Below are 25,899 nucleotides of genomic sequence, written 5' to 3'. Positions count from 1 at the left end.
CGCATCGAGCGCGCCGAAGGGCTCGTCGAGCAGCAGCACCTTGGGCTCGATCGCCATGGCGCGCGCCAGCGCCACGCGCTGCCGTTGCCCGCCGGACAACTGCGCGGGATAGCGGTTCTCCAGTCCCGACAGCTGCACCAGCCGCAGCAGCTCAATGGCGCGCGCTCGAATATCCGCCTTGGAGGGCCGCGACGCGGAGGGCCGAACCTTCAAACCGAAGCCGATATTGTCGGCCACCGTCATATGGCGGAACAGCGCGTAATGCTGAAACACGAAGCCGACATTGCGCTCTTGCACGGATCGATGCGAGGCGTCTTCGTCGCCAAAGAACACCGAGCCGGCTGTCGGACTTTCCAGCCCGGCGATCAGCCGCAGCAGCGTCGTCTTGCCGGAGCCGGATGGTCCCAGAAGCGCGATCAGCTCGCTCGTCTTGATGTCGAGCGAGACATCGTGGAGCGCCGGAAAGTTCTCGAATTCCTTGCGAACATTGCGGATGGAAACGCTCATGGTTGCAAACTCAATGCTTTGCCGTGGCGGCCATTTCGTCGCCATACCGGAATTCAAGGAAGGATTTCAGAACGAGCGTCACCAGCGCCAGCAAGGCGAGCAGCGAAGCCACTGCGAAGGCGCCGACGGCATTATACTCGTTATAGAGGATCTCGACATGCAGCGGCATCGTGTTGGTGAGGCCGCGAATATGGCCGGACACCACCGACACCGCGCCGAACTCGCCCATCGCGCGCGCGTTGCACAGCAGCACGCCGTAAAGCAGCGCCCATTTCACATTCGGCAGCGTGACATACCAGAAGGTCTGCCAGCCGCTGGCACCAAGCGAAAGCGCGGCCTCCTCGTCGCCCGAACCCTGATCCTGCATCAACGGGATCAGCTCGCGCGCCACAAACGGAAAGGTCACGAAGATCGTGGCCAGCACGATGCCCGGAACCGCAAACAGGATCTCGATACCGTGGCTCTTCAGCCAGGGGCCAAGCACGCTGCCGCCGCCAAACAGAAGCACGTAAACCAGACCCGCGATGACCGGCGACACGGAAAACGGCAGATCGATCAGCGTAATCAGGAACGCCTTTCCCTTGAACTCGAACTTGGCGATCGCCCAGGCGGCAGCGAGGCCGAAGACGATATTGAGCGGAACGGAGATCACCGCCACTGTCAGCGTCAGCCGGATTGCGGCCATCGCATCGGGCTCGACCAGCGAGGAGAGATAGGTGCTCCACCCGCCGGCGAAAGCCTGGATGAACACCATCACCAGCGGCGTAACGAGAAACAGCGCGAGGAACAGAAGCGAGATCGCGATCAGCACGATGCGCGTCGTCAGGCTTTCCGTGACCGCGCTTTTCAGCGGGCGCAGCGGCGTTTGCGCGAAAGACTGCTCAAGCGCCATAGCCATACCTCCTGCGGCTCCAGGCCTGGATGAGGTTGATGACGAGCAGCATCACGAAGGACAGAAGCAGCATGATCGTGCCCGTCGCGGCAGCGCCGCCATAGTTGAACTCTTCCAGCCGGATCACGATCAACAAGGGCGCGATCTCGCTGACATAAGGAATGTTGCCGGCAATGAAGATCACCGAGCCATATTCGCCGACGGCGCGGGCAAAGGCGAGCGCGAAGCCGGTCAGGATCGCGGGCGTGAGCGCGGGCAGCAGAACGCGCGAAATCGTCTGACGCCGACCGGCACCCAGCGTCGCTGCGGCTTCCTCCACCTCGCGGTCGATTTCTTCCATTACCGGCTGCACGGTGCGCACCACGAATGGCAGGCCGATAAAGATCAGCGCCACGATGATGCCGAGCGGCGTGTAGCCGAGCTGGATGCCGAGCGGCTTCAAAAAACCGCCGATCGGCCCGTTCGGCGCATAAAGTGTGGTCAGCGCAATGCCCGCCACCGCAGTCGGCAGCGCAAAAGGCAGATCGACGATCGCATCGATAATACGCCGGCCGGGAAAGCGATAGCGCACGAGAACCCAGGCCAGGATCGTGCCGAACACGACATTGACCAGCGCCGCTACCAGCGAGGTGCCAAAGCTCACCTGCAGCGCGCGAAGCGTCCGCTCATCGCTGGCGATCGCCCAGAACGCGGCGGGACCGATCGCGGCGGAGCGCCACACCAGGCCGGCAAGAGGCAGCAGGATGATCAGCGTCAGGTAGACAAGCGTGAAGCCGAGCGTCAACCCGAAGCCGGGAAGAACACTCGGTTTCTTCAATCGCCAACCTGCGCCGCTCGAAGCGGCAGCGTTCATTTACTTACCCGGCTTGTACAACTGGTCAAAAGTGCCGCCATCGCCGAAATGGGTCGGCTGCGCCTTGGCCCAACCGCCAAACAGCGGATCGTCGATCGAGATCAGCTTGATCTGCGTGAACTGCTTGAGCTCCTCGGCCGGCACGAGATCGGGCTTGGACGGGCGATAATGATGCTTGGCTGCCAGGCGCTGGCCTTCCTCGGAATACAGATATTCGAGATAGGCTTCCGCCACCTTGCGTGTGCCCTTGGCGTCGACATTGGCGTCCACCACCGCAACGGGCGGTTCGGCCAGGATCGACTGCGGCGGGAACACGATGTCGAACTTGTCTTCACCGAACTCGTCGGCCGCCAGATAGGCTTCGTTTTCCCAGGCCAGCAGTACGTCGCCGAGCTCGCGCTGCGCAAAGGTCACGGTTGAGCCGCGCGCGCCGGTGTCGAGGATCGGCACATGCTTGAAGAGCTCTGCAATGTAATCGCGTGTCTTGGCTTCATCGCCGCCGAACTTGTCGTTCGCCCAGGCCCAGGCTGCCAGATAGTTCCAGCGTGCACCGCCGGAGGTCTTCGGGTTTGGCGTAATGACCTCGACGCCGTCCTTGACCAGATCGCCCCAATCGTTGATCGCTTTCGGGTTGCCCTTGCGCACCAGGAATACGATCGTCGAGGTGTAAGGCGACGAATTGTTCGGCAGGCGCGTGCGCCAGTCCGGATTGATCTTCTTGGTGGCTTCAACAATCGCGTTGATGTCGCTTTCCAGCGCCAGCGTCACCACATCGGCTTCAAGCCCGTCGATCACCGAGCGCGCCTGCTTGCCCGAACCGCCATGCGAAGCCTGGATCGAAACGTCTTCGCCGGTATCGGCCTTCCACTTGCTTGCGAAGACGGCGTTGTAATCCTTGTAAAGCTCCCGCGTCGGATCATAGGACACGTTGAGCAGGGTGGTTTGCGCGAAAGCAAAACCCAGGCCGCCGAACTGCGCGGCGCCAGCCAGCACGGCCGTCAGGAAGAGTGTTCTGCGATTAAGTCTCATGCCGTTCCAGCCCCGTTGAACAGCATCAACTCTAGCGGCTTTATAGACAATGCATTGGCATGAGATTTCGAAATCGCGAATGTTGTGAGAATGGATTGCTAAATTTCTAAATCATATCTGCATGCCGCTTGAGATAAGGGCATGATGGCTCCGATCGCATACCGGGTCACCGGCGCCGCGCCAGCTCCTGAAGCGGGCTGTTCAACGCTTCAGCTTGGCTGACCACATGATGCTGGACACGCCCGACCAGGACCAGCAGGCACCCGATCAAGAAGGCTGCGGCTCCGAGGAGCAGCATGACAAAGGGGATCATCGTCGGCCCGCTGTAGCCGGACCACGTCATGATCCCCCAATAGCCATAGAACGATACGAACGGACCGATCACAAACAATGCCGCGCCAATCCAACCGCGCAGATCAAACCGCATCCGCGTCGTGATCGTCTGAGACGCCCCCATTACATCCCTCAAGCACAAGCCATCTGCGTCACATCGATGCGACGCAAGATGAAGAATGTCATCATCAAAGGCAGGATGCCAATGGTGATCCCGACAGGAATCGAACCTGTGACCTACAGATTAGGAATCTGTCGCTCTATCCTACTGAGCTACGGGACCATGCGGGACGTTTCATAGCCTGTTCGGCTGAGAACAGGCAAGCATCTCCGCAAGGATCGTTCGTTCAGCTTTGCTGGGCAAGCGCGGTTTCGGTGAGCTTGACCCAGTAGCTGATGCCGTGCGGGATCGCTTCGTCGTTGAAGTCGTAGGCGGGATTATGGAGGCCGGCACTGTCGCCATTGCCTAAGAAGATGAAGGCGCCCGGTCGCTTTTCCAGCATGTAGGAGAAGTCCTCGCCCGCCATCATCGGCGGAACATCGAGGTCGACGCCGTTGACGCCGGCAACCGCGATGGCGGTTTCTCCGGCGAACCTGGCTTGTTCGGCGTGGTTGAAGGTGACGGGATAGTTGAAGTCGAAGTCGACATCGATCGTGGCGCCATTGGCCGCGCCGATGCCCTCGCAGATTGCGATGATCCGGTCGCGGGCGTGAGATGCGACTTCGGTGCGCAGCGTGCGCACCGTGCCGGCGAGCTCCACCTGTTCGGGGATGATGTTGTGCGTTTCGCCACCGTGGAACTTGGTGACCGACAAAACGGCGGAGTCGATCGGATCTGTGTTGCGCGACACCACCGTCTGCAGCGCCTGCACGATCTGGCTGCCGATCACGATAGGGTCGATCGTGCGATAAGGCATGGCCGCATGGCCGCCGCGCCCTTTGATCGTCAGCGTGAACTCGGCCGTCGCCGCCATGATCGGACCCGACCGGATCGCGAACTGACCGACGGGTAGGCCGGGCTTGTTGTGCATGCCATAGACGGTTTCGATGTTGAACCGTTCCATGATGCCTTCCTGCACCATCACGCGCCCGCCACCGCCGCCTTCTTCGGCCGGTTGGAAGATCACGGCGACAATTCCTGCGAAGTTGCGCGTCTCAGCAAGATACTTGGCCGCGCCCAGCAGCATGGCGGTATGACCGTCATGGCCACAGGCATGCATGGCGCCGGGCGTGGTAGAGGCATAGGGCGCGCCGGTGATTTCGGTCAGCGGCAGCGCATCCATGTCGGATCGCAGACCGATCGTCGGACCATCGCCGAGCCGGCCCTTGATCAAGGCCACCACGCCTGTCTTGGCAAAGCCAGTTTCAACCGTGTCGCAGCCGAACTCGCGCAGCTTACCTTCCACGAAGGCTGCCGTTTCATGGAGCTCAAACATCAATTCGGGTCTGGTATGCAGCGCCCGACGCCAGCCTGTGACCTCATCCTGCAATTCGGCGGCACGGTTGAGGATAGGCATTCGCAGGCACTCCGATAAAGACAGGGAAAGGCTATAGCTTGCACACAAGCGGGGTCAAGCAAGGTTGCCGTTGCCTTCTTGAAGCCTCCACTCTTGCCTTGTTGAGGTCCCCCATCTTGCCTTCTTGAAGCCAAAGTGAAGTCTTAACGGCACTCAGCGTTTGGATTCCTTGGACGCCTCGCTGTATACTTCGCCCAATCTTCCCAGGCACGGACCCGGATCTTTGACCAGAAAGCTGTTTGCCGCGCTTCTTTCCGCAGGTCTGCTGACCACCCTTCACGGCCAGGCATTTGCCGGCCCGTCGATCGTGGTGGACACCGGCACCGGCAGGGTCCTCGAGCAGGAAGATGCCTATAAGCGTTGGTATCCTGCCTCGATCACCAAGCTGATGTCGGTTTACGTGACCTTCCGCGCCATCCAGGCCGGCGAGATCACGCTGCTGTCGCCGGTGGAGATCAGCAAGAGGGCCACCAAGGAACCGCCGAGCAAGATGGGCTATCCCGAGGGCTCCGTGCTGTCGGTCGACAATGCCTTGAAGATCATGATGGTGAAGTCCGCCAATGACGTCACCACCGCGCTTGCCGAGACTGTCGGTGGCTCGGTCGCCGGCTTTGCAGAGCGTATGAACAAGGAAGCGGCGCGGCTCGGCATGAACGGCTCGCATTTCATGAATGCGCACGGCCTTCAAGATGAAAACCATTACACCAGCGCGCATGACATCGCCGTTCTGGCCACCGCACTGCACCAGGATTTCCCGCAATATGCCGATTATTTCGACATCGAGGCGATTGCGGCCGGCGATCAGGTGATCCCCAACCACAACGGGCTGATCGGCAGCTTCGAAGGCGCCGATGGCATGAAGACCGGCTATACCTGCCCGGCCGGCTTCAATGTCGTGGCGACCGCCACCCGAAACAACCGGCAGATCATGGCTATCGTGCTCGGCGCCGTTTCGACGGATGCACGCGATTATCGCACGGCCGAGCTTCTGACCGCAGGCTTCGGCAAGTCGTCGGATGCCGCACCCCTCCTGGCCGATCTTCCCCGCAGCGGCGATGACCTGACCACTGCCGGGAACATGCGCAACGAGATCTGCACGGAAGAAGCGCAGAAGCGCATTGCCAAGACGCGCGATGCCGAAGGCAAGCCGCTGGTGCCCTCGCCCTTCCTCGTCGAAATGACGCGGCCGCGCGTCGTGGTCAGCGTGGCGCTTGGCGGCGCCACAGGTCCGAAGTCGACGCAGCCGCGCTTTGCCGATGTGCCGATCCCGACGCCGCGGCCCGATTACGAGCCCAACACCGCAGCCGCCGTCAGCGCGGTCGAACAAGGCGGCTGATACGTGTTTCCCATTCCCGTTTCCGTCCTGACCGGCTTTCTCGGCTCGGGCAAAACCACGCTACTCAACCGTCTGCTCAAGGATCCGCAACTGGCGGATACGGCCGTGATCGTCAACGAGTTCGGCGAAGTTTCTATCGATCATGCGCTGGTGGAAAGCGCCACCGACGGCATCATCGAGCTGGCAGGCGGCTGCCTGTGCTGCACGGTACGCGGCGAGCTGGTGGACACGCTGAGCGATCTGGTTGAGCGCCTGCGCGACGGCCGCATCGCCGCCATGAAGCGCATCGTGATCGAAACCACCGGCCTGGCCGATCCCGCACCCGTTCTGCATGCCCTGATGGCGCATCCCATGCTCGTGCGAACGCTGCGGCTCGATGGCGTGGTGACGACCGTCGATGCCGTGCACGGCACGCGCACGCTCGAAGCCCATCCGGAAGCGGTGAAGCAGGTCGCGGTTGCCGATCGGCTGGTTCTCACCAAGACCGATCTCGCCGATCCGGCAGGCGTGGCTGATCTGCGCGCCAGCTTGCACAGGCTCAATCCGAATGCCGAAATCCGTGAAGCGTCGCGCGCCGACGATCTCGTTTCGCTCCTTGCCTGCGGGCTTTATGATCCCGAAACCAAGAGCGTGGACGTGCAGCGCTGGCTCGGCCATGCCGCTCATGACGATGCGCACGATCATCACGACCATGACCATCATAATCATGGCGATCACGATCACCATAACCACCATCACCACCACACCAGCATCCGCACCTTCTCGCTGACCCATCCCGGTCCGATCCCGAGCGCCGCGGTGGAAATGTTCGTCGATTTGCTGCAAGCCAGCTATGGCGAGCGCCTCCTTCGCATGAAGGGCATCATCGAACTCAGCGAAGATCCGGCCCATCCACTCGTGCTGCACGGCGTGCAAACCATCCTCCATCCCCCTGCCCGCCTGCCCAAATGGCCGGAAGGCCCGCGCGGAACCCGCATGGTCTTGATCACCAAGGATGTGCCGGAAGATTACGTCCGCAAACTCTTCGCCGCCCTCACCAGCCGCCCCGCCGTGGATACCCCAGACCGTGCCGCGATGACAAACAACCCGCTCGCAATTGCCGGGCTGAAGATCTGAAAGCGGGTGACTGCGTCACCCCTTCACGATCGTAAAGCGGTGCCCGCCGTCCGTCGTCTCGGCTGAGATCAGCTGATGCCCGTCTTGCTGGCAGAAGGCGGGAATGTCGAGGCTGGCCAAGGGGTCGGTGGTTTCCACCACCAGGATCGCGCCGGATGCCATGCCCGCGAGACGCTTGGCGGTGCGCAGCACAGGCAGCGGGCAGTTCAGCCCGCGCAGATCATAGGTCTCGGCACTCAAGGAACGCGTTCGCCCGGGCGATCAGTTCGTCGATGCCATGCGCCGGCGCAGGCCGGACAGGAAGCCGGCTTTCGGCTCGGCAACACCGGTTTCCGGCGTCACGACAACCGGCGTGACTTGCGCGGCCGCGGGAACGGTTGGAGCCGGTGGAGTGGCGGCAGCAACAGCTTGGGCCTTCTTGGCGGCAGCTGCCTTCTCCTTGGCTTCCTTCTCGGCTTCCAACGCGGCCATCTTTCGGCCTTCAGGCGAGTCGATGCGGCCCATGCGCTCAGTCTGCGTCACGGAGCCGTCAGGGTTCAACGATGGCGGCTCCATCGGAACGCGTTCACCGCGCGAGCGCTTCTTGCTCCATTCGGCCACGATTGCCGCTTCCTTCAAGCCGCCAATGGACGACATCGGCGCGAGCTTGGAGCCGCCATTCGCTGCCGTGCTGAAGGCCGCTTCATAAGTCTTGGTGTAGGTCTGGTAGGCGGTCTGCAGCGACTCTGGCTGAGCCGTTACCGGGCAAGCGCCGGCCGCCGACATCGGCTGGTCCGAAATCTGGTTGAAGACATAGCGCTTTTCGCAGACATCGACCTTCGGCGGCACCTTGGTGATCTCGAAGTGGTCGTAGCCTTCCTTCAGCATGGTCCAGAACGCGTAGTTCGGATCATCCTTGTAGCGAGCCATGTTGGCCGCCGTCATCCGGAACGGAAACGCCTGGATCTGGAAAGAGGTCTGGCCGCCCTTGAAGGCTTCGCGGGCCAGCGCATAGATCTGGCCGACCTGTGCGTCCGTCATGGAATAGCAACCCGACGAAGAGCAGGCGCCATGCACCATCAGATGCTGGCCGGAGCGGCCGTGAACGCGATCATAGGCGTTGGGGAAGCCGATATTGAAGGACAGGTAGTAGCTGGAATTCGGGTTCATCTGGCCGGGCTGGACGGTATAGAACCCTTCCGGCGCCTGGCGGTCGCCCTCGATATATTTCGGGCCGAGCTTACCCGACCATTTGCAGATGTTGTAGGAGGCCAGCAGGTCGTAGCGGCCCGTCGTCTTCTGCTTCCAGACTTCGAGCTTGCCCTCTTCCTTGAAGATCCGGACCATGATCGGCGACGTCTGGGACATGCCCTTGGTCTTCATGTCGGAGATCAGCTTGGGCGATAGCTCTTGTGTCGCCTTGGGAGCGATATCGTCGATCGACCCGTTGCAGCCGGCGAGAACGACGGCGGACAGGATCAGGCTGGCGCGAAGAAGACGAAGCGGCATGGCGGCAGAACGTTTCCAGTGACCACGAACAGCAGGGTTGGCACCCCGATGGATCGCATTCTAGAGCCGTTAACCCTTACAAAAGATTACAACAAGCCCCGGAAGTGGCCGACCCCTCGGCATCCCTCTTTGAGCAGCTTCAAACGTACCGCAACGGCAAATTTGTGGCAGCCGCTGATCCCGTTTCTAGCCGTCGCTTAAAGCGTGCGGCCGATGGCGAGGAACTTGTCGCGGCGATGCTCGCGATAATCATGGGTCGCTTCGGCAAGCTCGCGGAAGCCGGCTGCGATCTGCTCACCGGCAGCCTGCATCACGGCTTCTGCGCCGCGATGGGCGCCGCCCAGCGGTTCTGCGATGATGCCGTCGATGACCTTCATCTCCAGAAGGTCCTGCGCGGTGATCTTCATGTTGGTGGCGGCGTCGCGGGCACGCGTCGAGTCGTGCCACAGAATGGACGCCGCTCCTTCCGGCGAGATCACCGAATAGATGGAGTGCTCCAGCATATAAACCTTGTTCGCCGTCGCAATCGCGATCGCGCCGCCCGAACCACCTTCGCCGATGATCACGGAAATGTTGGGCACGCGCAAACCAAGGCATGCCGAGGTCGAGCGCGCGATCGCTTCTGCTTGGCCACGTTCTTCCGCGCCGATGCCGGGATAAGCGCCGGCCGTGTCGACCAGCGAGATCAGGGGGATGCCGAATTTGTCGGCCAGTTCCATCACGCGCACGGCCTTGCGGTAGCCTTCCGGCCGCGCCATGCCGAAATTGTGCTTGAGGCGGCTTTGTGTGTCGGTGCCCTTTTCCTGGCCAATCACCGCAACCGGCTCGCCGCGGAAGCGCGCAAAGCCGCAAAGGAGGGCGTTATCCTCGCCGAAGGCGCGGTCGCCGGCCAGCGGCGTGTAATCGGTCATCAGTTGGGCGATGTAATCGACGCAATGCGGACGGTCGGGATGGCGCGCAACCTGCGCCTTCTGCCACGGCGTCAGCGCCTTGTAGGCATCGCGCAGCGCGTCGCGCGAGCGCTTTTCCAGCCGTGAGATCTCATCGGCCACATCGACGGCACCGCCGGTCTCGCTCAGCTTCTTGAGTTCAACGATCTTGCCTTCGAGGTCGGCGACCGGCTTTTCGAAATCGAGATAGTTGTACATGCAGCTGGCCAGAAACCCTCGGACTCGATACCCGTCAAACGGAAACAAACGGGAATACCCGTTCCGGGCTTGGCTGGCAAATAGCCCGCCAGCACCTAGTCGGCAAGCGGATGATGGTCATTCACCAGTGCGATCAGCCGCTTTTCCAGCACATGCGTGTAGATCTGGGTGGTGGAAATGTCGGCATGACCCAGCAATTGCTGCACCGCGCGGAGATCCGCACCGTTCTGCAGGAGGTGGCTTGCAAAGGCGTGGCGCAGCACATGCGGCGACAGATCGGCCGCGTTCAAGCCAGCCCTCGCAGCCAGTCCCTTCAGATCACGCGCAAAAACCTGCCGCGCCAGATGCCCGCTTTCCGATAACGCCGGAAACAGGAAGCGGCTGCCGGCATAGGCAGGTCTAGCAGCCCGCGCGCCGAGCCACGCCTTCATAGCCGCCTGCGCCTTGGCCGTCAGCGGCACCAGCCGTTCCTTGTTGCCCTTGCCCTTTACGAAAAAGAAGCGTTCGTCGCGGCGTGCCACGGTGACCGGCAGAGAAACCAACTCCGACACGCGCAAGCCGGTGGCGTAAAGCACTTCGATCAGCGCATGCATGCGCAGGGCATCAAACCGCGCATCATCGCTCGCCGCTTCCCCGACTTCCCTCTCGGCACGATCGAGCAGCAGCCCGACATTGTCTTCGCTCAGCGTTACCGGCAGCGAGCGATCCTTGCGCGGCATATCGAGCGTGCCGGTGGGATCGTCCGTCCGCACGCCTTCGGCATGCAGGAACTTGAAAAACTGACGCAGCGCCGACAACCGCCGCGCCTGCGAACTCGCCGCAAAGCCGCGCGCGGCGAGCGAGGTCAGATAATCCCGCAACTGCGGCGTTGCCGCCTCATGCAGCGGCCCCTTCACAGTGTCGGCCGCATCTTCCAGGTCGCGGCGATAGGATTGCAGCGTGTTGTCGCTGGCGCCGCGTTCGGCCACCATCATTTCGAGGAACGCCTCGATGCGGGCTCCACTCCCCGTCATGATCCGACCTTCATGGCTTGGGCGAAGACACGGCGTTGCGATCGAGCTGCTCGATCGGCACCGGCACAACCATCTGCGTTTGACGCGGCGACACGAAAGTCGCCAGCGCAAACATCGCTGCATAAACAAGCGCAAAGAGAATGACGATGACGGTCACGAACCGGAACAAAGTCGGCATAAACAGGCAGCCTCGATAATGCAGTCCGAGTCGGTCCGATCTTATCTGCTGCCCGCCCCACCAAGGCAAGGCCAGATGGTCGGCATGAGGCCGGGATGAGGAAGCGGAGTTGATGCTCGGCGCTTGACGCGATTGCTGTTTTGCGGTGCTTGTCGCCGCAACAAGGAGCCGTGATGACCCTTTCCGCCGAATCGCCTTTGCGCAACCAGCTCGTCAGCCGGCTGGGTTCGCGCGCAATCGTGTTTGTCGGCCTCATGGGTGCTGGAAAAACCTCGATCGGCCGCCGCGTGGCGCAGGCGCTCGACTTGCCTTTCGTGGACAGCGACCACGAAATCGAAACCGTTTCGCGCCTGACCGTACCCGAACTGTTCGAGCGCTATGGCGAGCCGGAGTTCCGTGCGTTGGAACACCGCGTCATCGAGCGCCTGGTGCGCGAAGGTGCAGGCATCGTGTCCACCGGCGGCGGCGCTTTCATGAATGCGCAGACACGCGCGGTCGTCGCGGAACACGCGATTTCGGTGTGGCTGAAGGCCGATCTCGACGTCCTCATGGAACGCGTGTCCAAGAAGCAAACGCGGCCGCTCCTCAAGACCGCCGATCCGCGCGCAACCATGGCCAAGCTGATGGACGATCGCTATCCCACTTACGCGCAGGCTGATCTCACCATCGAAAGCCGCGACGAGAAGCGCGAAGTCATCACCGCCGAGGTCATCGAGGCGCTCGACCGCTACCTTGACCTTGCGACCCGCAGGACCGCATCCGCATCATGACCATCAACCCGATCCGCACCGTGACCGTTGGTCTTGGCACCCGCGCCTATGACATCCTGATCGGCAAGGGCTTGATCGATCGCGCCGGCACAGAGATCCAGGCGCGCCTGCCCGGCATTCGCGTCGCGATCATCACCGACGAAAACGTCGCTGCGGCCGGTCATCTAACGCGACTGCAGGCCTCGCTGGACGCTTCGGGCATCGGCCATGCCGCTCTGACCCTGCCCGCCGGTGAAAAGACCAAGAGCTTCGATCATCTGCAGCAAACCGTCGGCGCCATCCTTGATGCAAGGCTTGAGCGCGGCGATGCGGTCGTGGCACTTGGCGGCGGCGTGATTGGCGATCTCGCAGGCTTCGCAGCCGGGATCGTGCGCCGCGGCATGCATTTCATCCAGATCCCGACCTCGCTTCTGGCGCAGGTCGATTCCTCTGTGGGCGGCAAGACCGGCATCAACACCGCGCAAGGCAAGAACCTCGTCGGCGTCTTCCAACAGCCGCGTCTCGTCCTGGCCGATACCTCCGCCCTAGACACTCTGTCCGAACGCGAATTTCGCGCTGGCTATGCCGAGGTCGCCAAATACGGCCTGATCGACAAACCCGACTTCTTCAGCTGGCTGGAAGCAAACTGGCGCGACATCTTCGCCGGCGGCCCCGCCCGCACGGAAGCCATCGCCGCATCGTGTCAGGCCAAGGCCGATGTGGTTGCTCGCGACGAGTTCGAAACCGGCGACCGCGCTCTGCTCAATCTCGGTCACACCTTCGGCCATGCCCTGGAATCCGCCACCAACTATGACAGCGCCCGCCTCGTGCATGGCGAAGGCGTTGCGATCGGCATGGCCCTGGCGCACCGCTTCTCTGCTCGGCTCAACCAAGCCAGCTATGACGACGCCATCCGCGTAGAGGCGCATCTGAAAGCCGTCGGCCTGCCAACCACGCTGTCCGATGTTCCAGGCGGCCTGCCGGACGCCGAAAAGCTCCTCAGCTACATCGCGCAAGACAAGAAGGTACAACGCGGGGCACTGACCTTCATCCTCACCCGCGGCATCGGCCAAAGCTTCATCGCCAAGGATGTGCCGGCGTCAGAGGTGCTGGCATTCCTGCGGGACGGGTTGGCTGGAAGATAGGCTTTGAAGCTTAGACCGCAGCCAGAGTGGGAATGCCGCTGAGATCGACCTCGCGCTCGGCATGCCAGGCATCATGCGCGGCCTGCATCCGCAACCATATCCCCGCACCGTCACCAAACAGCTTGCCTAGCCTTGCGGCAACAGAGGGCGAAACCGGCTTCCTCTCGCGAAGGATGTCATAAAGCTGCTGACGCGACACTCCCAGCAAGGCGGCGATCTCCACCTTCGTCTTTCCCGTCGCAGGGATGATGTCATCCAGCAGTGCACCCGGGTGGGACGGGCACCGCTCTGTAGGCCGCCTGATTTCATATAGGGTCACAGCGCTTCAGCCTCTTCAGTGATACTGCTCGAGATCGACTTGTGTCGCATCCGTGCCGTCGAACGCGAATGTGATGCACCACGGCCCGTTCACATGCACGGTGTAACGAATGGGATTGAACCCCCTTAGAGAATGAAAGTCGAACCCCGGAAGGTTCATGTCCTCCGGCCGTTCCGCAATATCCAGGCGATCAAGCCGAACCAGGATGCGCTTGACCAACTTGACGTCGATCTTGGCTGTTTTCCCGGTTTGGAAAAGATCCGACAATGCCTTGTGCCTAAAAGACTTGATCATCGCGTCTGTAAGCTATCCGCTGACACTCGTCAAGAATATGTAAGCGGATAACTTACATATTCCGGAGCCGCCGCCGTAAGAGCTTAGTTCACTCCATCATTACCAACGCGTCGCCTCGCCCGGTGCTGCCGGCTCGATCGCCATAGCGTGCACCTTGTCCACCGCAAGCTCATTTTCCAGGAGTTCGTTGACCATGCGGTGCCGCTCGATCCTGCTCAAGCCTTCGAACTTCGCCGAAACGACGCGGACACGGAAATGCGTTTCGCCAGCGCCGTCGAAACTCGGCTGATGGCCGGCATGAAGGTGGCTTTCATTTATGACATCGAGGCGTTCCGGCTGCAGCGCCTGCGTCAGCTTGCTTTCGATCTTTTCTTGGATGGACATCGAACCTCGTCGCTCCCATATCTCACATCTGGCTAAGAACCTGGCGCGCCTTCCGTTGCGGCGCATGTCGAAGCAGGGTTCTGGGCCGCAATTCGCAAAAGTCAATTCTTGTATCGTTGCGCGAAGCTCGCATACTTCAGCGCTTGGAGACAGTACAACGACCCATGACAAGCTATTCGAAATCCTTCGAGAAACTGCGCATCCGCCCGGACAAGAAGGCTGCTGCTGCGTCGCAATCCCAGGCGCCGTGCTGCCAGTGGGATGGATGCGATCAGCCGGGAACGCATCGCGCACCAGTCGGTCGCATGCGCGAAGGCGAGTATTTCCGCTTCTGCTTCGACCATGTGCGGGAATACAACAAGAGCTTCAACTACTTCTCGGGCGTGCCCGATGGTGAAGTCGCGCGCTTCCAGAAGGAAGCGCTGACCGGTCATCGCCCGACCTGGAAAATGGGAACGGCGGCAGGAACCGCCAATTCCTCGCCTGATGTGGCCCAGATGCGTTCAGGCCGCGCCGGCTATTACCGGATGCGCGATCCCTACAACATGTTTGGAACGGGAGCGACGGCGCCGCAGGAGCGCAAGGCCAAGCCGCTGGAAGCCAAGGCGCTCATTACGCTCGGCCTGACCGTCAAGGCGACCTCAGCCCAGGTGAAGGCGCGCTACAAGGAGTTGGTGAAGAAGCATCATCCCGACGCAAACGGGGGTGACCGCGCATCCGAAGACACGCTGCGCGAAGTTCTGCAGGCCTATAAGCTCCTGAAGCAGGCCGGTTATTGCGATTGACGCACTTGGTGCACCACGGCTGGCCAGTTGGCGCCGCCGCGTTACATGTTCTGGCACAGCGTTTTTTATTCCCACCGACGGAAAAGCTGGTTTAAGGAAAACCAGCATTCGTAGAGATGAAGGACGGCGAGCGCTTGGGTGACCCTCAAGTCCCGCCTGGAGGCATGATGGACAAGCTCGACCGCGACAGCGCCAATCTTCCGGACACCACCGTTTCGGTGAAGGAGAAGTTCGGCTTCGATTCCAAGATGGTGGTGCCGGCCTATTCCAAGACCTCCGAGCATGTGCCGGATATCGATCCGGATTACCTGTTCGACCAGCAGACCACGCTGGCCATTCTGTCGGGCTTCGCCTTCAACCGCCGCGTCATGGTGTCGGGCTACCACGGCACCGGCAAGTCAACCCATATCGAGCAGGTCGCCGCCCGCCTCAACTGGCCCTGTATCCGCGTCAATCTCGACAGCCACGTCAGCCGCATCGATCTCGTCGGCAAGGACGCAATCGTGGTGAAGGAAGGCATGCAGGTCACGGAATTCCGTGACGGCATTTTGCCCTGGGCTTACCAGCACAATGTCGCGCTGGTATTCGATGAATATGATGCCGGCCGTCCGGACGTGATGTTCGTGATCCAGCGCGTGCTGGAAGCCTCGGGCCGATTGACCCTCCTCGACCAGAGCCGCGTGATCCGCCCGCATCCGGCCTTCCGCCTGTTTGCCACCGCCAACACGGTCGGCCTCGGCGATACCACCGGGCTTTACCATGGCACGCAGCAGATCAACCAGGCGCAGATGGACCGCTGGTCGATCGTCACGACGCTGAACTACCTGCCGCATGCGGAAGAAGTCGCGATCGTTCTGGCCAAGGCCAAGCACTACCAGAACGAAAAGGGCCGCGAGACCGTCAGCCGCATGGTGCGCGTGGCCGACCAGACGCGCGCAGCCTTCATGAACGGCGATCTGTCCACCGTGATGAGCCCGCGTACTGTCATCACTTGGTCGGAAAACGCCGAAATCTTCGGCGATGTCGGCTTCGCCTTCCGCCTCACCTTCCTCAACAAATGCGATGAGTTGGAACGCGCGGTCGTCGCCGAATTTTACCAGCGCGCCTTCGGCGAGGAACTGCCGGAAAGCGCTGCCAACGCGGTGCTAGGTTAAGCAGGGGCAGCGGCGCGGAGCCGGATCGAGACGGGAAGACCTCATGGTGGATTTGAAGCGGCGACAGGTAGCAGGCGGAATGGTTTTCGGCTTGCCGCTCTTTCTCACTTCAACATCCCTGCAAGCCAAGCCGGCCGAAATCCTCCGCGTCAACGGCGACGTTTCCGCCGCCAACTATGGTGGGTTGGAATCCTTTCTGTTCAACTCGGTCGACAAACTGATCGGCTTGAAAATCCGGTTCGAGGCCAATCCGGATGCGGAACCGGGCACGGTGTCTGCCAGCCAGGATGGCGATCTTTTCATCGCTTATCTGCGCAAGGACGAGCCGGAATCACAGATCAGCGCGAAAGCTGGCGTGAACTTCCAGAACGGTGGCTACGTTCTTGATGGCTTCTTCACCGTGAAGGATGCCGGCATGAACCAGGGCATCACTGCACTGTTCCTGGAAAAGAGCGACTCGGGCGCAGTGCTGGCGGCCAATCCGGCCATCAAGGATATCGAGATCGGCCGGCTCAAAGCCGAGATCAGGGACTGACGGACAAAACACATGGCAGGTCCCGGCGACAATTCACGCGCAAAGACCAAGACCGGCAGCGAGGGCGACGCGTTTCGCCGCGCCGTGACGGTGACCATGCGCGCTCTGGCCGGCGACAACGAGCTTGAAGTGTCCTTCGCCAAGGACAAGCCGGCGCTCGCTGGGCAGCGGGCCCGCCTGCCGGAACTGCCCAAGAAGGCCTCCGCCAACGACATTGCCGTGACCCGCGGCCTGGGCGACTCCATGGCGCTGCGCAAAGCATGCCACGACAGCGTGATCCACAACCGTCTGGCCCCGGAAGGCAGGCAAGCGCGCGCGATCTTCGACGCCGTCGAGCAAGCGCGCGTGGAAGCGATCGGCGCCCGCGCCATGAAGGGCGTCGGCGACAATATTTCGGTGATGCTGGAAGACAAATACGCCAAGGCGAACTTTGCCGACGTATCCAGCCGCGACGATGCGCCGATCGAGGAAGCCATCGCCATGCTGGTGCGCGAAAAGCTCACCGGCCGCAGCGTGCCGCCAAGCGGCGAGCGCGTGGTCGATCTTTGGCGCGGCTGGGTGGAAGACAAGGCCGGCGGCGACATCGATGGCCTGCTGAACCGCCTGGACGACCAGAACGCTTTTGCACGCCTCGTGCGCGACATGCTCGTGTCCATGGACATGGCCGAAGACATCGGCGACGACGACCAGACCGAAGACGACACGCAAGACGACAGCGACGAGCCGCAGGGCGACGAAGGCGGCGAAGAAGGCGGCGAGGACGAGTCCGGCTCGCAGGAAACCCAGTCCGAAGAAGCCGATGCGTCCAGCGACGAGCAGGAAGCCGGCGAAAGCGAAGCTGCCGCGACCGCTGCCGACGACCAGTCCGAATCCGACGATCTCGACTCCGAAACGCCAGGCGAAACACGCCGTCCCGACAATGCCTTCAATCAGTTCGAGCGCACCATCGACTACAAGGTCTTCACCCAGGTCTTCGACGAGATGGTGGGCGCGGAGGACCTCTGTGACGAAGAAGAGCTCGATCGCCTGCGCGCCTTCCTCGACAAGCAGCTGGTGAACCTGCAGGGCGTGGTCGGCCGTCTTGCCAACCGCCTGCAGCGCCGCTTGATGGCGCAGCAGAACCGCTCCTGGGACTTCGACCTGGAAGAAGGCTATCTCGATCCCGCCCGTCTCGTGCGCGTGGTGATCGACCCCATGCAGCCGCTGTCCTTCAAGCAGGAACGCGACACGAACTTCCGCGACACGGTTGTGACCCTGCTGCTCGACAATTCCGGCTCCATGCGCGGCCGGCCGATCACCGTTGCCGCCACCTGCGCCGATATTCTGGCCCGCACGCTGGAGCGCTGCGGCGTGTCGGTCGAAATCCTGGGCTTCACCACCCGCGCCTGGAAGGGCGGTCAGGCGCGTGAGCAATGGTTGAAGCAGAACAAGCCCGCCAATCCCGGCCGTCTGAACGACCTTCGCCACATCGTCTACAAGTCGGCCGACGCGCCCTGGCGGCGCGCCCGGCGCAATCTTGGCCTGATGATGCGCGAAGGACTGCTCAAGGAAAACATCGACGGCGAAGCGCTGCTATGGGCGCATCAGCGCCTGATGGCCCGGCCGGAACAGCGCAAGATCCTGATGATGATCTCGGACGGCGCGCCGGTCGACGATTCCACGCTGTCGGTGAACCCCGGCAACTATCTCGAACGCCATCTACGCGGCGTCATCGACCTGATCGAGACGCGCTCGCCGGTCGAGTTGCTGGCAATCGGCATCGGCCATGACGTCACCCGCTATTATCGCCGCGCCGTCACCATCGTCGATGCCGAGGAACTGGCCGGCGCGATGACCGAACAGCTGGCTTCGCTCTTCAGCGAGGAATCGATGCGCGGCCGTGGCGGAGGGGCAGGACGCGGAATGCGGCGCGCCGGGTGAAGCGCATTCTTTCAGGCCTGCTCGGCCTCGCACTCACCCTGCCGCTTCTCGTTTCCGCTTCAGCCGAATCGGAAGACATGGCGGTGCGCAGCCGCCCCATCACGGAATTCCGTATCGGCCGCGAGGCACCCACTTTCGGCGCCCTCACCTTTGTTGGCGGGCTCGAACTCGTGCCGCGTCACCGTCTGTTCGGCAGCTTCTCTGCCTTCCGCTTCACCGAGCCCGGCAGCCGGTTCGCCGGCGTGTCCGACAACGGCTACTGGTATTTCGGCCAGCTTGAGCGCGATGCCCAGGGTCGCCCCACCGGCGTATCCGATTTCACCATGGAGCCAATGACCGGCCCCGACGGCGAAATCAGCCAGGACAAGCGCCTGGTGGATGCCGAAAGCCTCGCCATCGCCGACGGCATTGCCACCGTTGGCTTCGAGCGCGAACACCGCATCTCGCAATACAAACTCGAGCCCGGCCATATGGGCCGGCAGATCCGCAACCTCGACTTCCTGATTTCCAAGGGCGAGCTGCGCACCAATCGCGGCTTCGAGACGGTTCTAGCCGCGCCGAAAAACGGCCCCTTCGGCGGTGCGATCCTCGCTGTGTCCGAGATGAGCCTCAACAGACAAGGCGACATTTTTGCCGCCGTGCTCAGCGGACCGCGCAAGGGCATCTTCTTCGTCCATCGCAGCGACGACTACGACATTACCGACGGCGCGTTTTTGCCGAACGGCGACATCCTCATCCTCGAACGCCGCGCCTCCTACACCGCCGGCGTCGCCATGCGCCTCCGCCGCCTGTCCGCCGCCAGCATCAAGCCGGGTGCCACGGTCGACGGCGAAGTGCTGCTGGAAGCCGACATGGGCTACCAGATCGACAATATGGAAGGCATGGACATCTGGCAGGCAGCCGATGGCACCACACACGTGTCGCTGATGTCCGACGACAACCAGTCCATCCTCCAGCGCAACGTGTATCTGGAGTTTGTCTACAAGGCGGACTGACGGGGTGCGGAGCCCTTCCCTTCTCCCCTTGTGGGAGAAGGGAGCTGAGCCGAAGGCGAAGTCGGATGAGGGGTGATCCAGCTTGGCAATATCGGTGGATGAGAACCCCTCATCCGTCTCCGGGCACCTACCCCTTCACCGCTAGCCAGATCACATGCCGTGTTCCGCTCTTGCCGCGATGGGCCTTGACCTTGGCTTCCTCGACACCAAACCCCGCGCGATGCAAGCGTCGCGTGAACCCGGCGTCGGGCGCCGCCGACCACACCGCCAGCACGCCCCCAGCCCTCAGTGCCGCCTTGGCAAACTGTAGCCCGCGCGGATCGTAAAGCCCGTCATTGCCGGGCCGCGACAAGCCTTCCGGACCGTTGTCAACATCGAGCAAAATCGCATCATAGAGGCCGGCATTCTCACGGATCAGCGCGCCGACATCGCCCTCCTGAACCGTCACACGCGGATCGTCGAGGCAGCCGGCAAACACCTCCGCCATCGGCCCGCGCGCCCAGGCGACGACCGCCGGAACAAGCTCGGCAACGGTCACCGTCGCCTCAGCCGGCAGCACATCGAGCGCGGCACGCAGGGTGAACCCCATGCCGAGACCGCCGATCAGGACATGCGGCGCCTTCGTGCCAAGCTTCTCGATCGACAGCTTCGCCAGCGCTTCTTCCGAACCGGACAAGCGGCTGTTCATCAACTCGTTGGTGCCGAGCATGATCGAATATTCGCGGCCACGTCGCTTTAGCCGCAGCGTCTCGCTGCTGCCGGGAATGGGCGCGGTGTCGAGATGCTCCCAGGGGATCACGCGGCGGCCAAACCTCGGCTCACGCCGCCAGCGGCTGCGGCCACCAGCGGGCGGAAATCAGCCGGTAGGGGATCAGCGCAACAATGGCGATGGTGAGCTTGACGGTCAGATCGCCAAGCGCCCACGAAATCCAGCGTGCCACGGTCGGCTCGAACAGGCCGAACAACGGCGCATGCTCCAGAGCAAACGGCTCGTTGGGGCCGACAAAAAGGAAGACCGGGGCGAAGGCGACGGAAAAGAAGATCACCGTGTCGAAGATCGAACCCATGATGGAGCCGACAACCGGCGCCCGCCACCACGATGTCTGCCGCAGCCGGTTGAACACCGACACATCCAGCAGCTGGCCGATCAGGAACGCCACGCCGGAGGCAATCGCCACGCGCACGATGCGGCCGGGTTCGAGTTCGAACGGGATCAGGCCCCACTGGAACAGCAGCGGCGGAAAGACGATCGAGCTGGCAATCGCCAGCGCAAAACCGATGAAAACCACGCGGCGGGCAAGAGCCGGGCCATAGCGTCGGTTGGCAAGGTCGGTGATCAGAAAGGCGATGGGGTAGCTGAAGGCACCCCAGGTCAGCACATCGGCCAGCACCAGCGGGCCGACCTGGCCGCTCAAGGGAAACTGGACGAAAATATTCGAGGCCACGACGACAACAGCCATCGCAGCCACAAACGGCCAAACAGGTTTTGCGGAAAGCATTTTTTTATCCTGGGGTATGGAACCAGCGGACGGTTTTTACGCCGTCCTCAAGAAGTCATAAGCGGCTGCTGATTAAGCAGCAGCGCCTTCGGTCTGCTCGGCCGTCTTCTTGGCGATCTGCTTCTTGAGCAGGCGCGCCTTGGGCGACAGTTCCGTTGCATCGGCCTTGGCCAAGAAGGCGTCGAGGCCACCGCGATGCTCAACCGTGCGCAGCGCATTGGCCGACACGCGCAAACGAACCGACTGGTTCATCGCTTCCGAGATCAGCGTCACATTGACGAGGTTCGGCAGGAAGCGGCGACGGGTCTTGTTGTTGGCGTGGCTGACATTGTTGCCGGTCAAAACGGCTTTGCCGGTCAGTTCGCAGGCGCGGGACATGACGATACCTTTTTATTCTTCTTAAAGCTGCCGGTCTTTCGACCATAGTTCCTTGCCGCACCAAACAGGTCGGCGCGCAGGATCCAGGCGGCCACATGGGAAATCGAGGGGTGCCATACCTAGAAAAGGGGGAAGCGTCAAGCGAGAGTCGCGTCAAGCCGCCTGCTTCTAGGCATCCGGTGCAGGTTCGAAACGCAGCACACCGGCCAGACCAGAGCCCGTCTTCTTGTCCGAGGGATGATTGACCCCATCATTGACCGGCACAACCGCGAAGTCGAACGGGCTCACACCTTCGAGACAGGCCACATTGACGCCGAGCTGAGATGGATTCGAGCGCCGCTGATGATGCGTATAGATCCCGCAATGCGAGCAGAAATAATGGCGCGCGACCTTGGTGTTGAATTGGTAGAGCGTCAGCGCCTCTTCGCCTGCGATGATCTCCAGAGCGCCCGTATTGGCCGTCACCGCCACAGCGCCGCGCATCCGGCAGAGCGAGCAGGTACACCGCCGCGCGCTACGCAGACCTTCACTCAAATGCACCCGAAACCGCACTGCGCCGCAATGACAAGCCCCTTGATAATCCTTGCGATCCAGATCCATTCCGCTCCTCCAGACTTTAACGCGGGAAATCGCTACCCCTCGATCTCCTCGCGAAGCATTTCCAGCTCCAACCACTCATCTTCCATGCCCGCCATCTCCGCGCGCGCCTTGTCCAGCTGTGCGGCGGTCTTTTCGAACTTGGCGAAATCCTTGGCGTAGAGGTTCGGATCGGCCATCACGGCTTCGAGCTTGGCGATCGCCGTTTGCGCCTCTTCCATGCGCTTGGGAAGCGTTTCCAACGCGTATTTCTGCTTATAGGACAGCTTCTTGTTGGCTGAAGCTGGCTTCGCCGCCGCTGGCGTTTCGTTCGAAGAACTCGGCTTACCCGCCGCCTTGATCGTGGAGCGCGCGGCGATGTCGGCCTTGCGCTGCGCGAGCATGTCCGCATAGCCGCCGGCATATTCGATCCATTTGCCCTCGCCTTCCGGCGCTATGATCGAGGTCACCGTGCGGTCGAGGAAATCGCGATCGTGGCTCACCAGCAGCACGGTGCCGGGGAAGCCTGCGACGAGTTCCTGCAGCAAATCCAGCGTTTCCATATCGAGATCGTTGGTCGGCTCGTCCAGCACCAGCAGGTTGGCCGGGCGCGCCAGAACCCGCGCCAGGATCAACCGCGCGCGCTCGCCGCCCGAAAGTTCCTTGATCGGCGTGCGTGCCTGTTCCGGCTTGAACAGGAAGTCCTTCATATAGGACACGACGTGCTTTTCCTCGCCGTTCACGGTGAGGCTGTCGCCGCGCCCGGACGTCAGATACTGCGTCAGCGTCTCGTTGAGGTCGAGGCTGGAACGGCGCTGGTCGAGCGTGGCGACTTCCAGATTGGTGCCAAGTCGCACGCTGCCGGAATCCGGTTCCAGATCGCCGATCAGCATGCGCAGAAGCGTCGTCTTGCCAGCGCCATTGGGACCGACGAGACCGATGCGATCGCCGCGCTGAATACGGGTTGAGAAGCCCGCAACCACCGGACGCCCATCATAGCTCTTGGCAATATTCTTGGCCTCGAGCACCAGCTTGCCGGATTCCTGCGCCTCGCTGGCCACGAGGGCTGCCGTTCCTTCCGCGCCGCGATGGGTGCGGAACTGCTGGCGCATGGCCTGCAACTCGCCGACGCGGCGCATGTTGCGCTTGCGCCGTGCGGTCACGCCATAGCGCATCCAGTGTTCTTCGCGCTGGATCGCGCGGCCGAGTTTGTGCTGGTCGCGTTCTTCTTCCGCGAGCACTTGGTCGCGCCATTCCTCGAAATGCGCAAAGCCCCTGTCGAGGCGCTTGGTTTCACCGCGATCGAGCCAGACGGTCGCGCGCGTCACGCGCTCCAGGAAGCGGCGATCGTGGCTGATCAGGATGATCGCGGACGACAAGCGGCTGAGTTCGTCTTCAAGCCATTCGATCGTGGTGAGATCGAGATGGTTGGTGGGCTCGTCGAGCAGGAGGATGTCCGGCTGAGGCGCCAACACACGCGCGAGTGCTGCGCGACGTGCCTCACCGCCCGACAGCGTATCCGGCGTTTCATCGCCGGTGAGATCGAGATGTTCGATCAGATAGGTCGCGCGATAGGGATCGTCCGACGGCCCGAGCCCGGCTTCAACGTAAGCCCGCACATTGGCGTAGCCTTCGAGATCTGGCGCCTGCGCGAGATAGCGGATGGTCGCGCCCGGCTGGCGGAAGATCAGGCCATCCTGCGGCTCCACGGTGCCGGCAGCGATCTTCAACAGCGTCGACTTGCCCGAGCCGTTGCGCCCCACAAGCGCGATCTTATCGCCGGCGGAGGCCGACAGCGAGGCGCCGGCAAGCAGCGGTGTGCCGCCGAAAGTAAGCTGAATATCGTCGAGGCGAAGAAGCGGCGGAGCCATGCGGTGCAATCAATCCCTGGGGTGTGCGACGAGCAGCGCCCGCCCGGAATGGAGCTCCACACTTAGGGAGCCGGAAACAAAATTCGAGAGCGTCAGCGAGGAGCCGAACGGCACCGCGCGATGATCCAGCGGCCAGCGCGCGCCGGTGATCGACACGGTGAGATCGGTAAAGCCTAGCACGCTGAACAGGGTCTGTTCCGCATAGTCGAAGCGATGCGAACCCACGGGCAGCGGCACGCCTTCCTGATCGCCGCTGGTCAGCAGCACCTTGGTGCCGGCTTCGCTAAGGCGCAGCGCCATGGTCATATGAAGAGAGGCATGATCGGCACGCGGCCCGCCGAACGCGCCGACCAGCACGAGCTCCGTCGCACCTCTCGCCAAGGCAAGATCGACCGCCAGCTCACCGTCCGTGCTGTCCTTTTCCGGCGGAAAACTTTCGCGCGGCACCCGGGCCATCAGGGCCTGAAGCTCAGCGTCGGAAGAATCGAAGTCGCCGACCCACAGCTCCGGCTCCAACCCAAGTGCCGCCGCATGCGCGATGCCGGAATCGGCCGCAAGCACGCGACTGCCGGCAAGCTGGGCGCGCAGGCGAGGCGTGACGGTGAGATCGCCGCCAAGAAGAAGGGAAAACCGGCTCATGGAGAGGGCGCCATAGCATGGACGAAGCCCCACGCAAACGCTTGCCGGCTCAAGCGCTTCGCTCTATCTCTCATAGTGCTCTAACGGGGTGCCGGCGTGATGATCGCGACCGGCTGAGAGGCAACAAGGGTGAGAACCCTGCCAACCCGCTGAACCTGATCCGGTTTGCACCGGCGGAGGGATTAGACGCGTTTGTTTAAAAGCGCCTCAACCTCCCTGAAACGTGGATGAAAAGGAGGCGCTGCATGCGCAACACATTGCTGACGACCCTGCTGACCGGCGCGCTTGCGCTCGGCGTCCTGCCGGCCTCCGCGCAGGAGGTGCTGACCGTTTACACCTATGACAGCTTCACCGCCGAATGGGGTCCGGGCCCAATCGTGGAAAAGGCCTTCGAGGCCGAATGCAAATGCGACGTGAACTTCGTTTCGGTGGCCGATGGCGTTGCGCTGTTGAACCGCGTGAAGCTCGAAGGCGCCAACACCAAGGCCGATGTCGTGCTCGGCCTCGACACCAATCTCACGGCGGAAGCGCGCGCCAGCGAGTTGTTCGCCCCGCATGGCATTTCGGCCGAGGGCATCACCATTCCTGGCGGCTGGAGCGATGACACCTTCCTGCCTTACGACTACGGCTACTTCGCCGTGGTCTATGACACGGAAAAGCTGAGGACCCCGCCGACAAGCCTCAAGGATCTGGTGGAAGGCGACAAGAACCAGAAGATCGTGATCCAGGATCCGCGCACCTCCACGCCGGGTCTCGGCCTGCTGCTCTGGATCAAGGCGGTTTATGGCGATGACGCCCCCCAGGCCTGGGCCAAGCTGAAGGATCGCGTGCTGACCGTCACGCCTGGCTGGAGTGAGGCCTATGGGCTGTTCACCAAGGGCGAAGCGCCGATGGTGTTGTCCTACACGACCTCGCCGGCCTACCACATCATTTCGGACAAGACCGAGCGCTACCAGGCCGCCGCCTTCTCGGAAGGCCATTACCTCCAGGTGGAAGTCGCGGGCATGACGACGAAGGGCGCGCGCAATCCCCTCGCCAAGCAGTTCATGGTGTTCATAAAGGCGCCCGGCTTCCAGGATGCCGTGCCGGAAACGCAATGGATGCTGCCGGCCGCCAACACCTCCAAGCCCCTCAACGAAGCCTTCGACCGCATGGTGAAGCCGGCCAAGTCGCTGACCATCCCGTCGGAAGAGATCGCCGAGAAGCGCAAGGCCTGGATCGACGAGTGGCTCGCAGTAATGAGCCG

Annotated in this window: 30 protein-coding genes, 1 tRNA gene and 1 riboswitch; of the genes, 10 read left to right on the top strand and 21 right to left on the bottom strand. The window is 62.2% G+C overall.

Annotation, left to right across the window (positions count from 1 at the left end):
• The 7 genes from RTX98_RS11885 to RTX98_RS11855 all read right to left on the bottom strand — a co-directional run.
• A partial coding sequence (locus RTX98_RS11885) for a sulfate/molybdate ABC transporter ATP-binding protein (RefSeq protein ID WP_312796792.1) occupies nt 1-507 on the bottom strand: 507 nt, incomplete at its 3' end.
• A 10-nt stretch (nt 508-517) separates the two neighbouring features.
• On the bottom strand, nt 518-1,399 hold the full coding sequence (gene cysW / locus RTX98_RS11880; protein ID WP_312796791.1) for a sulfate ABC transporter permease subunit CysW: 882 nt from the start codon (nt 1,397-1,399) through the stop codon (nt 518-520).
• Nucleotides 1,389-2,252 carry a sulfate ABC transporter permease subunit CysT gene (gene cysT, locus RTX98_RS11875; RefSeq protein WP_312796790.1) on the bottom strand — a complete coding sequence of 288 codons (864 nt, stop codon included), beginning with the start codon at nt 2,250-2,252 and terminating at the stop codon, nt 1,389-1,391. The genes cysW and cysT overlap by 11 nt, the downstream gene beginning before the upstream one ends.
• On the bottom strand, nt 2,253-3,281 hold the full coding sequence (locus RTX98_RS11870) for a sulfate ABC transporter substrate-binding protein (RefSeq protein WP_312796789.1): 1,029 nt from the start codon (nt 3,279-3,281) through the stop codon (nt 2,253-2,255).
• A gap of 166 nt (nt 3,282-3,447) precedes the next feature.
• Entirely contained in the window at nt 3,448-3,708 is a 261-nt protein-coding gene (locus RTX98_RS11865; RefSeq protein WP_312796788.1) for a hypothetical protein, read from the bottom strand.
• Nucleotides 3,709-3,820: 112 nt separating this feature from the next.
• Nucleotides 3,821-3,897: transfer RNA gene (locus tag RTX98_RS11860), tRNA-Arg, on the bottom strand.
• A 64-nt stretch (nt 3,898-3,961) separates the two neighbouring features.
• A complete protein-coding gene (locus RTX98_RS11855) occupies nt 3,962-5,131 on the bottom strand; it encodes a M20 aminoacylase family protein (RefSeq protein ID WP_312796787.1) in 1,170 nt (389 codons plus the stop codon).
• A 223-nt stretch (nt 5,132-5,354) separates the two neighbouring features.
• On the opposite strand from RTX98_RS11855, the gene RTX98_RS11850 reads away from it, so the two are divergent.
• Both RTX98_RS11850 and RTX98_RS11845 read left to right on the top strand, forming a co-directional pair.
• Nucleotides 5,355-6,467 carry a D-alanyl-D-alanine carboxypeptidase family protein gene (locus RTX98_RS11850; protein ID WP_312796785.1) on the top strand — a complete coding sequence of 371 codons (1,113 nt, stop codon included), beginning with the start codon at nt 5,355-5,357 and terminating at the stop codon, nt 6,465-6,467.
• 3 nt (nt 6,468-6,470) lie between these two features.
• Nucleotides 6,471-7,583 (top strand): GTP-binding protein, encoded by a 1,113-nt coding sequence (locus RTX98_RS11845; RefSeq protein ID WP_312796784.1) that lies wholly within the window; start codon nt 6,471-6,473, stop codon nt 7,581-7,583.
• Between the two features lie 15 nt (nt 7,584-7,598).
• Here RTX98_RS11845 and RTX98_RS11840 read toward each other — a convergent pair whose 3' ends face one another.
• The 5 genes from RTX98_RS11840 to RTX98_RS11820 form a co-directional block, all read right to left on the bottom strand.
• Nucleotides 7,599-7,823, bottom strand: coding sequence for a sulfurtransferase TusA family protein (locus RTX98_RS11840; protein ID WP_312796782.1), 225 nt, complete (start codon nt 7,821-7,823; stop codon nt 7,599-7,601).
• 21 nt (nt 7,824-7,844) lie between these two features.
• The gene (locus RTX98_RS11835; protein WP_312796781.1) at nt 7,845-9,071 is read right to left on the bottom strand and encodes a murein L,D-transpeptidase family protein; all 1,227 of its coding nucleotides are present in this window, start codon (nt 9,069-9,071) and stop codon (nt 7,845-7,847) included.
• A 197-nt stretch (nt 9,072-9,268) separates the two neighbouring features.
• Nucleotides 9,269-10,219, bottom strand: a complete 951-nt coding sequence (locus RTX98_RS11830; RefSeq protein ID WP_312796780.1) for an acetyl-CoA carboxylase carboxyltransferase subunit alpha — start codon at nt 10,217-10,219, stop codon at nt 9,269-9,271.
• A gap of 95 nt (nt 10,220-10,314) precedes the next feature.
• On the bottom strand, nt 10,315-11,232 hold the full coding sequence (locus tag RTX98_RS11825) for a site-specific tyrosine recombinase XerD (RefSeq protein ID WP_312796779.1): 918 nt from the start codon (nt 11,230-11,232) through the stop codon (nt 10,315-10,317).
• A 10-nt stretch (nt 11,233-11,242) separates the two neighbouring features.
• Nucleotides 11,243-11,410, bottom strand: coding sequence for a histidine kinase (locus RTX98_RS11820; protein ID WP_312796778.1), 168 nt, complete (start codon nt 11,408-11,410; stop codon nt 11,243-11,245).
• Nucleotides 11,411-11,583: 173 nt separating this feature from the next.
• Between RTX98_RS11820 and RTX98_RS11815 the strand changes: the two genes are divergently transcribed.
• Together RTX98_RS11815 and aroB are read left to right on the top strand one after the other, a co-directional pair.
• Nucleotides 11,584-12,180 carry a shikimate kinase gene (locus RTX98_RS11815; RefSeq protein WP_312796776.1) on the top strand — a complete coding sequence of 199 codons (597 nt, stop codon included), beginning with the start codon at nt 11,584-11,586 and terminating at the stop codon, nt 12,178-12,180.
• Complete coding sequence (gene aroB / locus RTX98_RS11810; protein ID WP_312796775.1) at nt 12,177-13,304, top strand: 3-dehydroquinate synthase; 1,128 nt, start codon at nt 12,177-12,179, stop codon at nt 13,302-13,304. Before RTX98_RS11815 ends, aroB begins: the two co-directional genes overlap by 4 nt.
• Nucleotides 13,305-13,314: 10 nt before the next feature.
• Here aroB and RTX98_RS11805 read toward each other — a convergent pair whose 3' ends face one another.
• From RTX98_RS11805 to RTX98_RS11795, 3 genes are all read right to left on the bottom strand, one after another.
• A complete protein-coding gene (locus tag RTX98_RS11805) occupies nt 13,315-13,623 on the bottom strand; it encodes a HigA family addiction module antitoxin (protein WP_312796774.1) in 309 nt (102 codons plus the stop codon).
• Nucleotides 13,624-13,638: 15 nt separating this feature from the next.
• Entirely contained in the window at nt 13,639-13,917 is a 279-nt protein-coding gene (locus RTX98_RS11800; RefSeq protein WP_312796773.1) for a type II toxin-antitoxin system RelE/ParE family toxin, read from the bottom strand.
• Between the two features lie 99 nt (nt 13,918-14,016).
• Complete coding sequence (locus RTX98_RS11795) at nt 14,017-14,301, bottom strand: BolA family protein (protein WP_312796772.1); 285 nt, start codon at nt 14,299-14,301, stop codon at nt 14,017-14,019.
• Nucleotides 14,302-14,465: 164 nt separating this feature from the next.
• Here RTX98_RS11795 and RTX98_RS11790 point away from each other — a divergent pair, with 164 nt between their 5' ends.
• From RTX98_RS11790 to RTX98_RS11770, 5 genes are all read left to right on the top strand, one after another.
• Nucleotides 14,466-15,086 carry a J domain-containing protein gene (locus RTX98_RS11790; protein ID WP_189505119.1) on the top strand — a complete coding sequence of 207 codons (621 nt, stop codon included), beginning with the start codon at nt 14,466-14,468 and terminating at the stop codon, nt 15,084-15,086.
• Between the two features lie 167 nt (nt 15,087-15,253).
• The gene (gene cobS / locus RTX98_RS11785; protein WP_189505117.1) at nt 15,254-16,240 is read left to right on the top strand and encodes a cobaltochelatase subunit CobS; all 987 of its coding nucleotides are present in this window, start codon (nt 15,254-15,256) and stop codon (nt 16,238-16,240) included.
• A gap of 43 nt (nt 16,241-16,283) precedes the next feature.
• The gene (locus RTX98_RS11780) at nt 16,284-16,775 is read left to right on the top strand and encodes a hypothetical protein (RefSeq protein ID WP_312796770.1); all 492 of its coding nucleotides are present in this window, start codon (nt 16,284-16,286) and stop codon (nt 16,773-16,775) included.
• A gap of 12 nt (nt 16,776-16,787) precedes the next feature.
• Entirely contained in the window at nt 16,788-18,695 is a 1,908-nt protein-coding gene (gene cobT / locus RTX98_RS11775; protein WP_312796768.1) for a cobaltochelatase subunit CobT, read from the top strand.
• On the top strand, nt 18,692-19,690 hold the full coding sequence (locus RTX98_RS11770) for an esterase-like activity of phytase family protein (protein WP_312796766.1): 999 nt from the start codon (nt 18,692-18,694) through the stop codon (nt 19,688-19,690). Before cobT ends, RTX98_RS11770 begins: the two co-directional genes overlap by 4 nt.
• A gap of 127 nt (nt 19,691-19,817) precedes the next feature.
• Here RTX98_RS11770 and RTX98_RS11765 read toward each other — a convergent pair whose 3' ends face one another.
• The 6 genes from RTX98_RS11765 to RTX98_RS11740 form a co-directional block, all read right to left on the bottom strand.
• Entirely contained in the window at nt 19,818-20,489 is a 672-nt protein-coding gene (locus RTX98_RS11765) for a hypothetical protein (RefSeq protein WP_312796764.1), read from the bottom strand.
• A 19-nt stretch (nt 20,490-20,508) separates the two neighbouring features.
• A complete protein-coding gene (locus RTX98_RS11760; RefSeq protein ID WP_312796763.1) occupies nt 20,509-21,189 on the bottom strand; it encodes a queuosine precursor transporter in 681 nt (226 codons plus the stop codon).
• 72 nt (nt 21,190-21,261) lie between these two features.
• Complete coding sequence (rpmB, locus tag RTX98_RS11755) at nt 21,262-21,567, bottom strand: 50S ribosomal protein L28 (RefSeq protein ID WP_189505088.1); 306 nt, start codon at nt 21,565-21,567, stop codon at nt 21,262-21,264.
• Nucleotides 21,568-21,735: 168 nt separating this feature from the next.
• Entirely contained in the window at nt 21,736-22,167 is a 432-nt protein-coding gene (locus tag RTX98_RS11750) for a GFA family protein (protein WP_312796760.1), read from the bottom strand.
• A 32-nt stretch (nt 22,168-22,199) separates the two neighbouring features.
• Nucleotides 22,200-24,014, bottom strand: coding sequence for an ABC-F family ATP-binding cassette domain-containing protein (locus RTX98_RS11745; protein WP_312796758.1), 1,815 nt, complete (start codon nt 24,012-24,014; stop codon nt 22,200-22,202).
• Nucleotides 24,015-24,023: 9 nt separating this feature from the next.
• Nucleotides 24,024-24,653, bottom strand: coding sequence for a thiamine diphosphokinase (locus RTX98_RS11740; protein ID WP_312796757.1), 630 nt, complete (start codon nt 24,651-24,653; stop codon nt 24,024-24,026).
• A gap of 74 nt (nt 24,654-24,727) precedes the next feature.
• A riboswitch (TPP riboswitch) is annotated at nt 24,728-24,852 on the top strand.
• 46 nt (nt 24,853-24,898) lie between these two features.
• On the opposite strand from RTX98_RS11740, the gene thiB reads away from it, so the two are divergent.
• On the top strand, nt 24,899-25,899 hold a 1,001-nt coding region (gene thiB, locus RTX98_RS11735; RefSeq protein ID WP_312796756.1), incomplete at its 3' end, for a thiamine ABC transporter substrate binding subunit.

Origin of the sequence: Tianweitania sp. (genome assembly GCF_032053605.1) — a bacterium.
Classification (GTDB): Bacteria; Pseudomonadota; Alphaproteobacteria; order Rhizobiales; family Rhizobiaceae; genus Tianweitania.
This window is presented reverse-complemented; position numbering and strand designations above follow the sequence as displayed.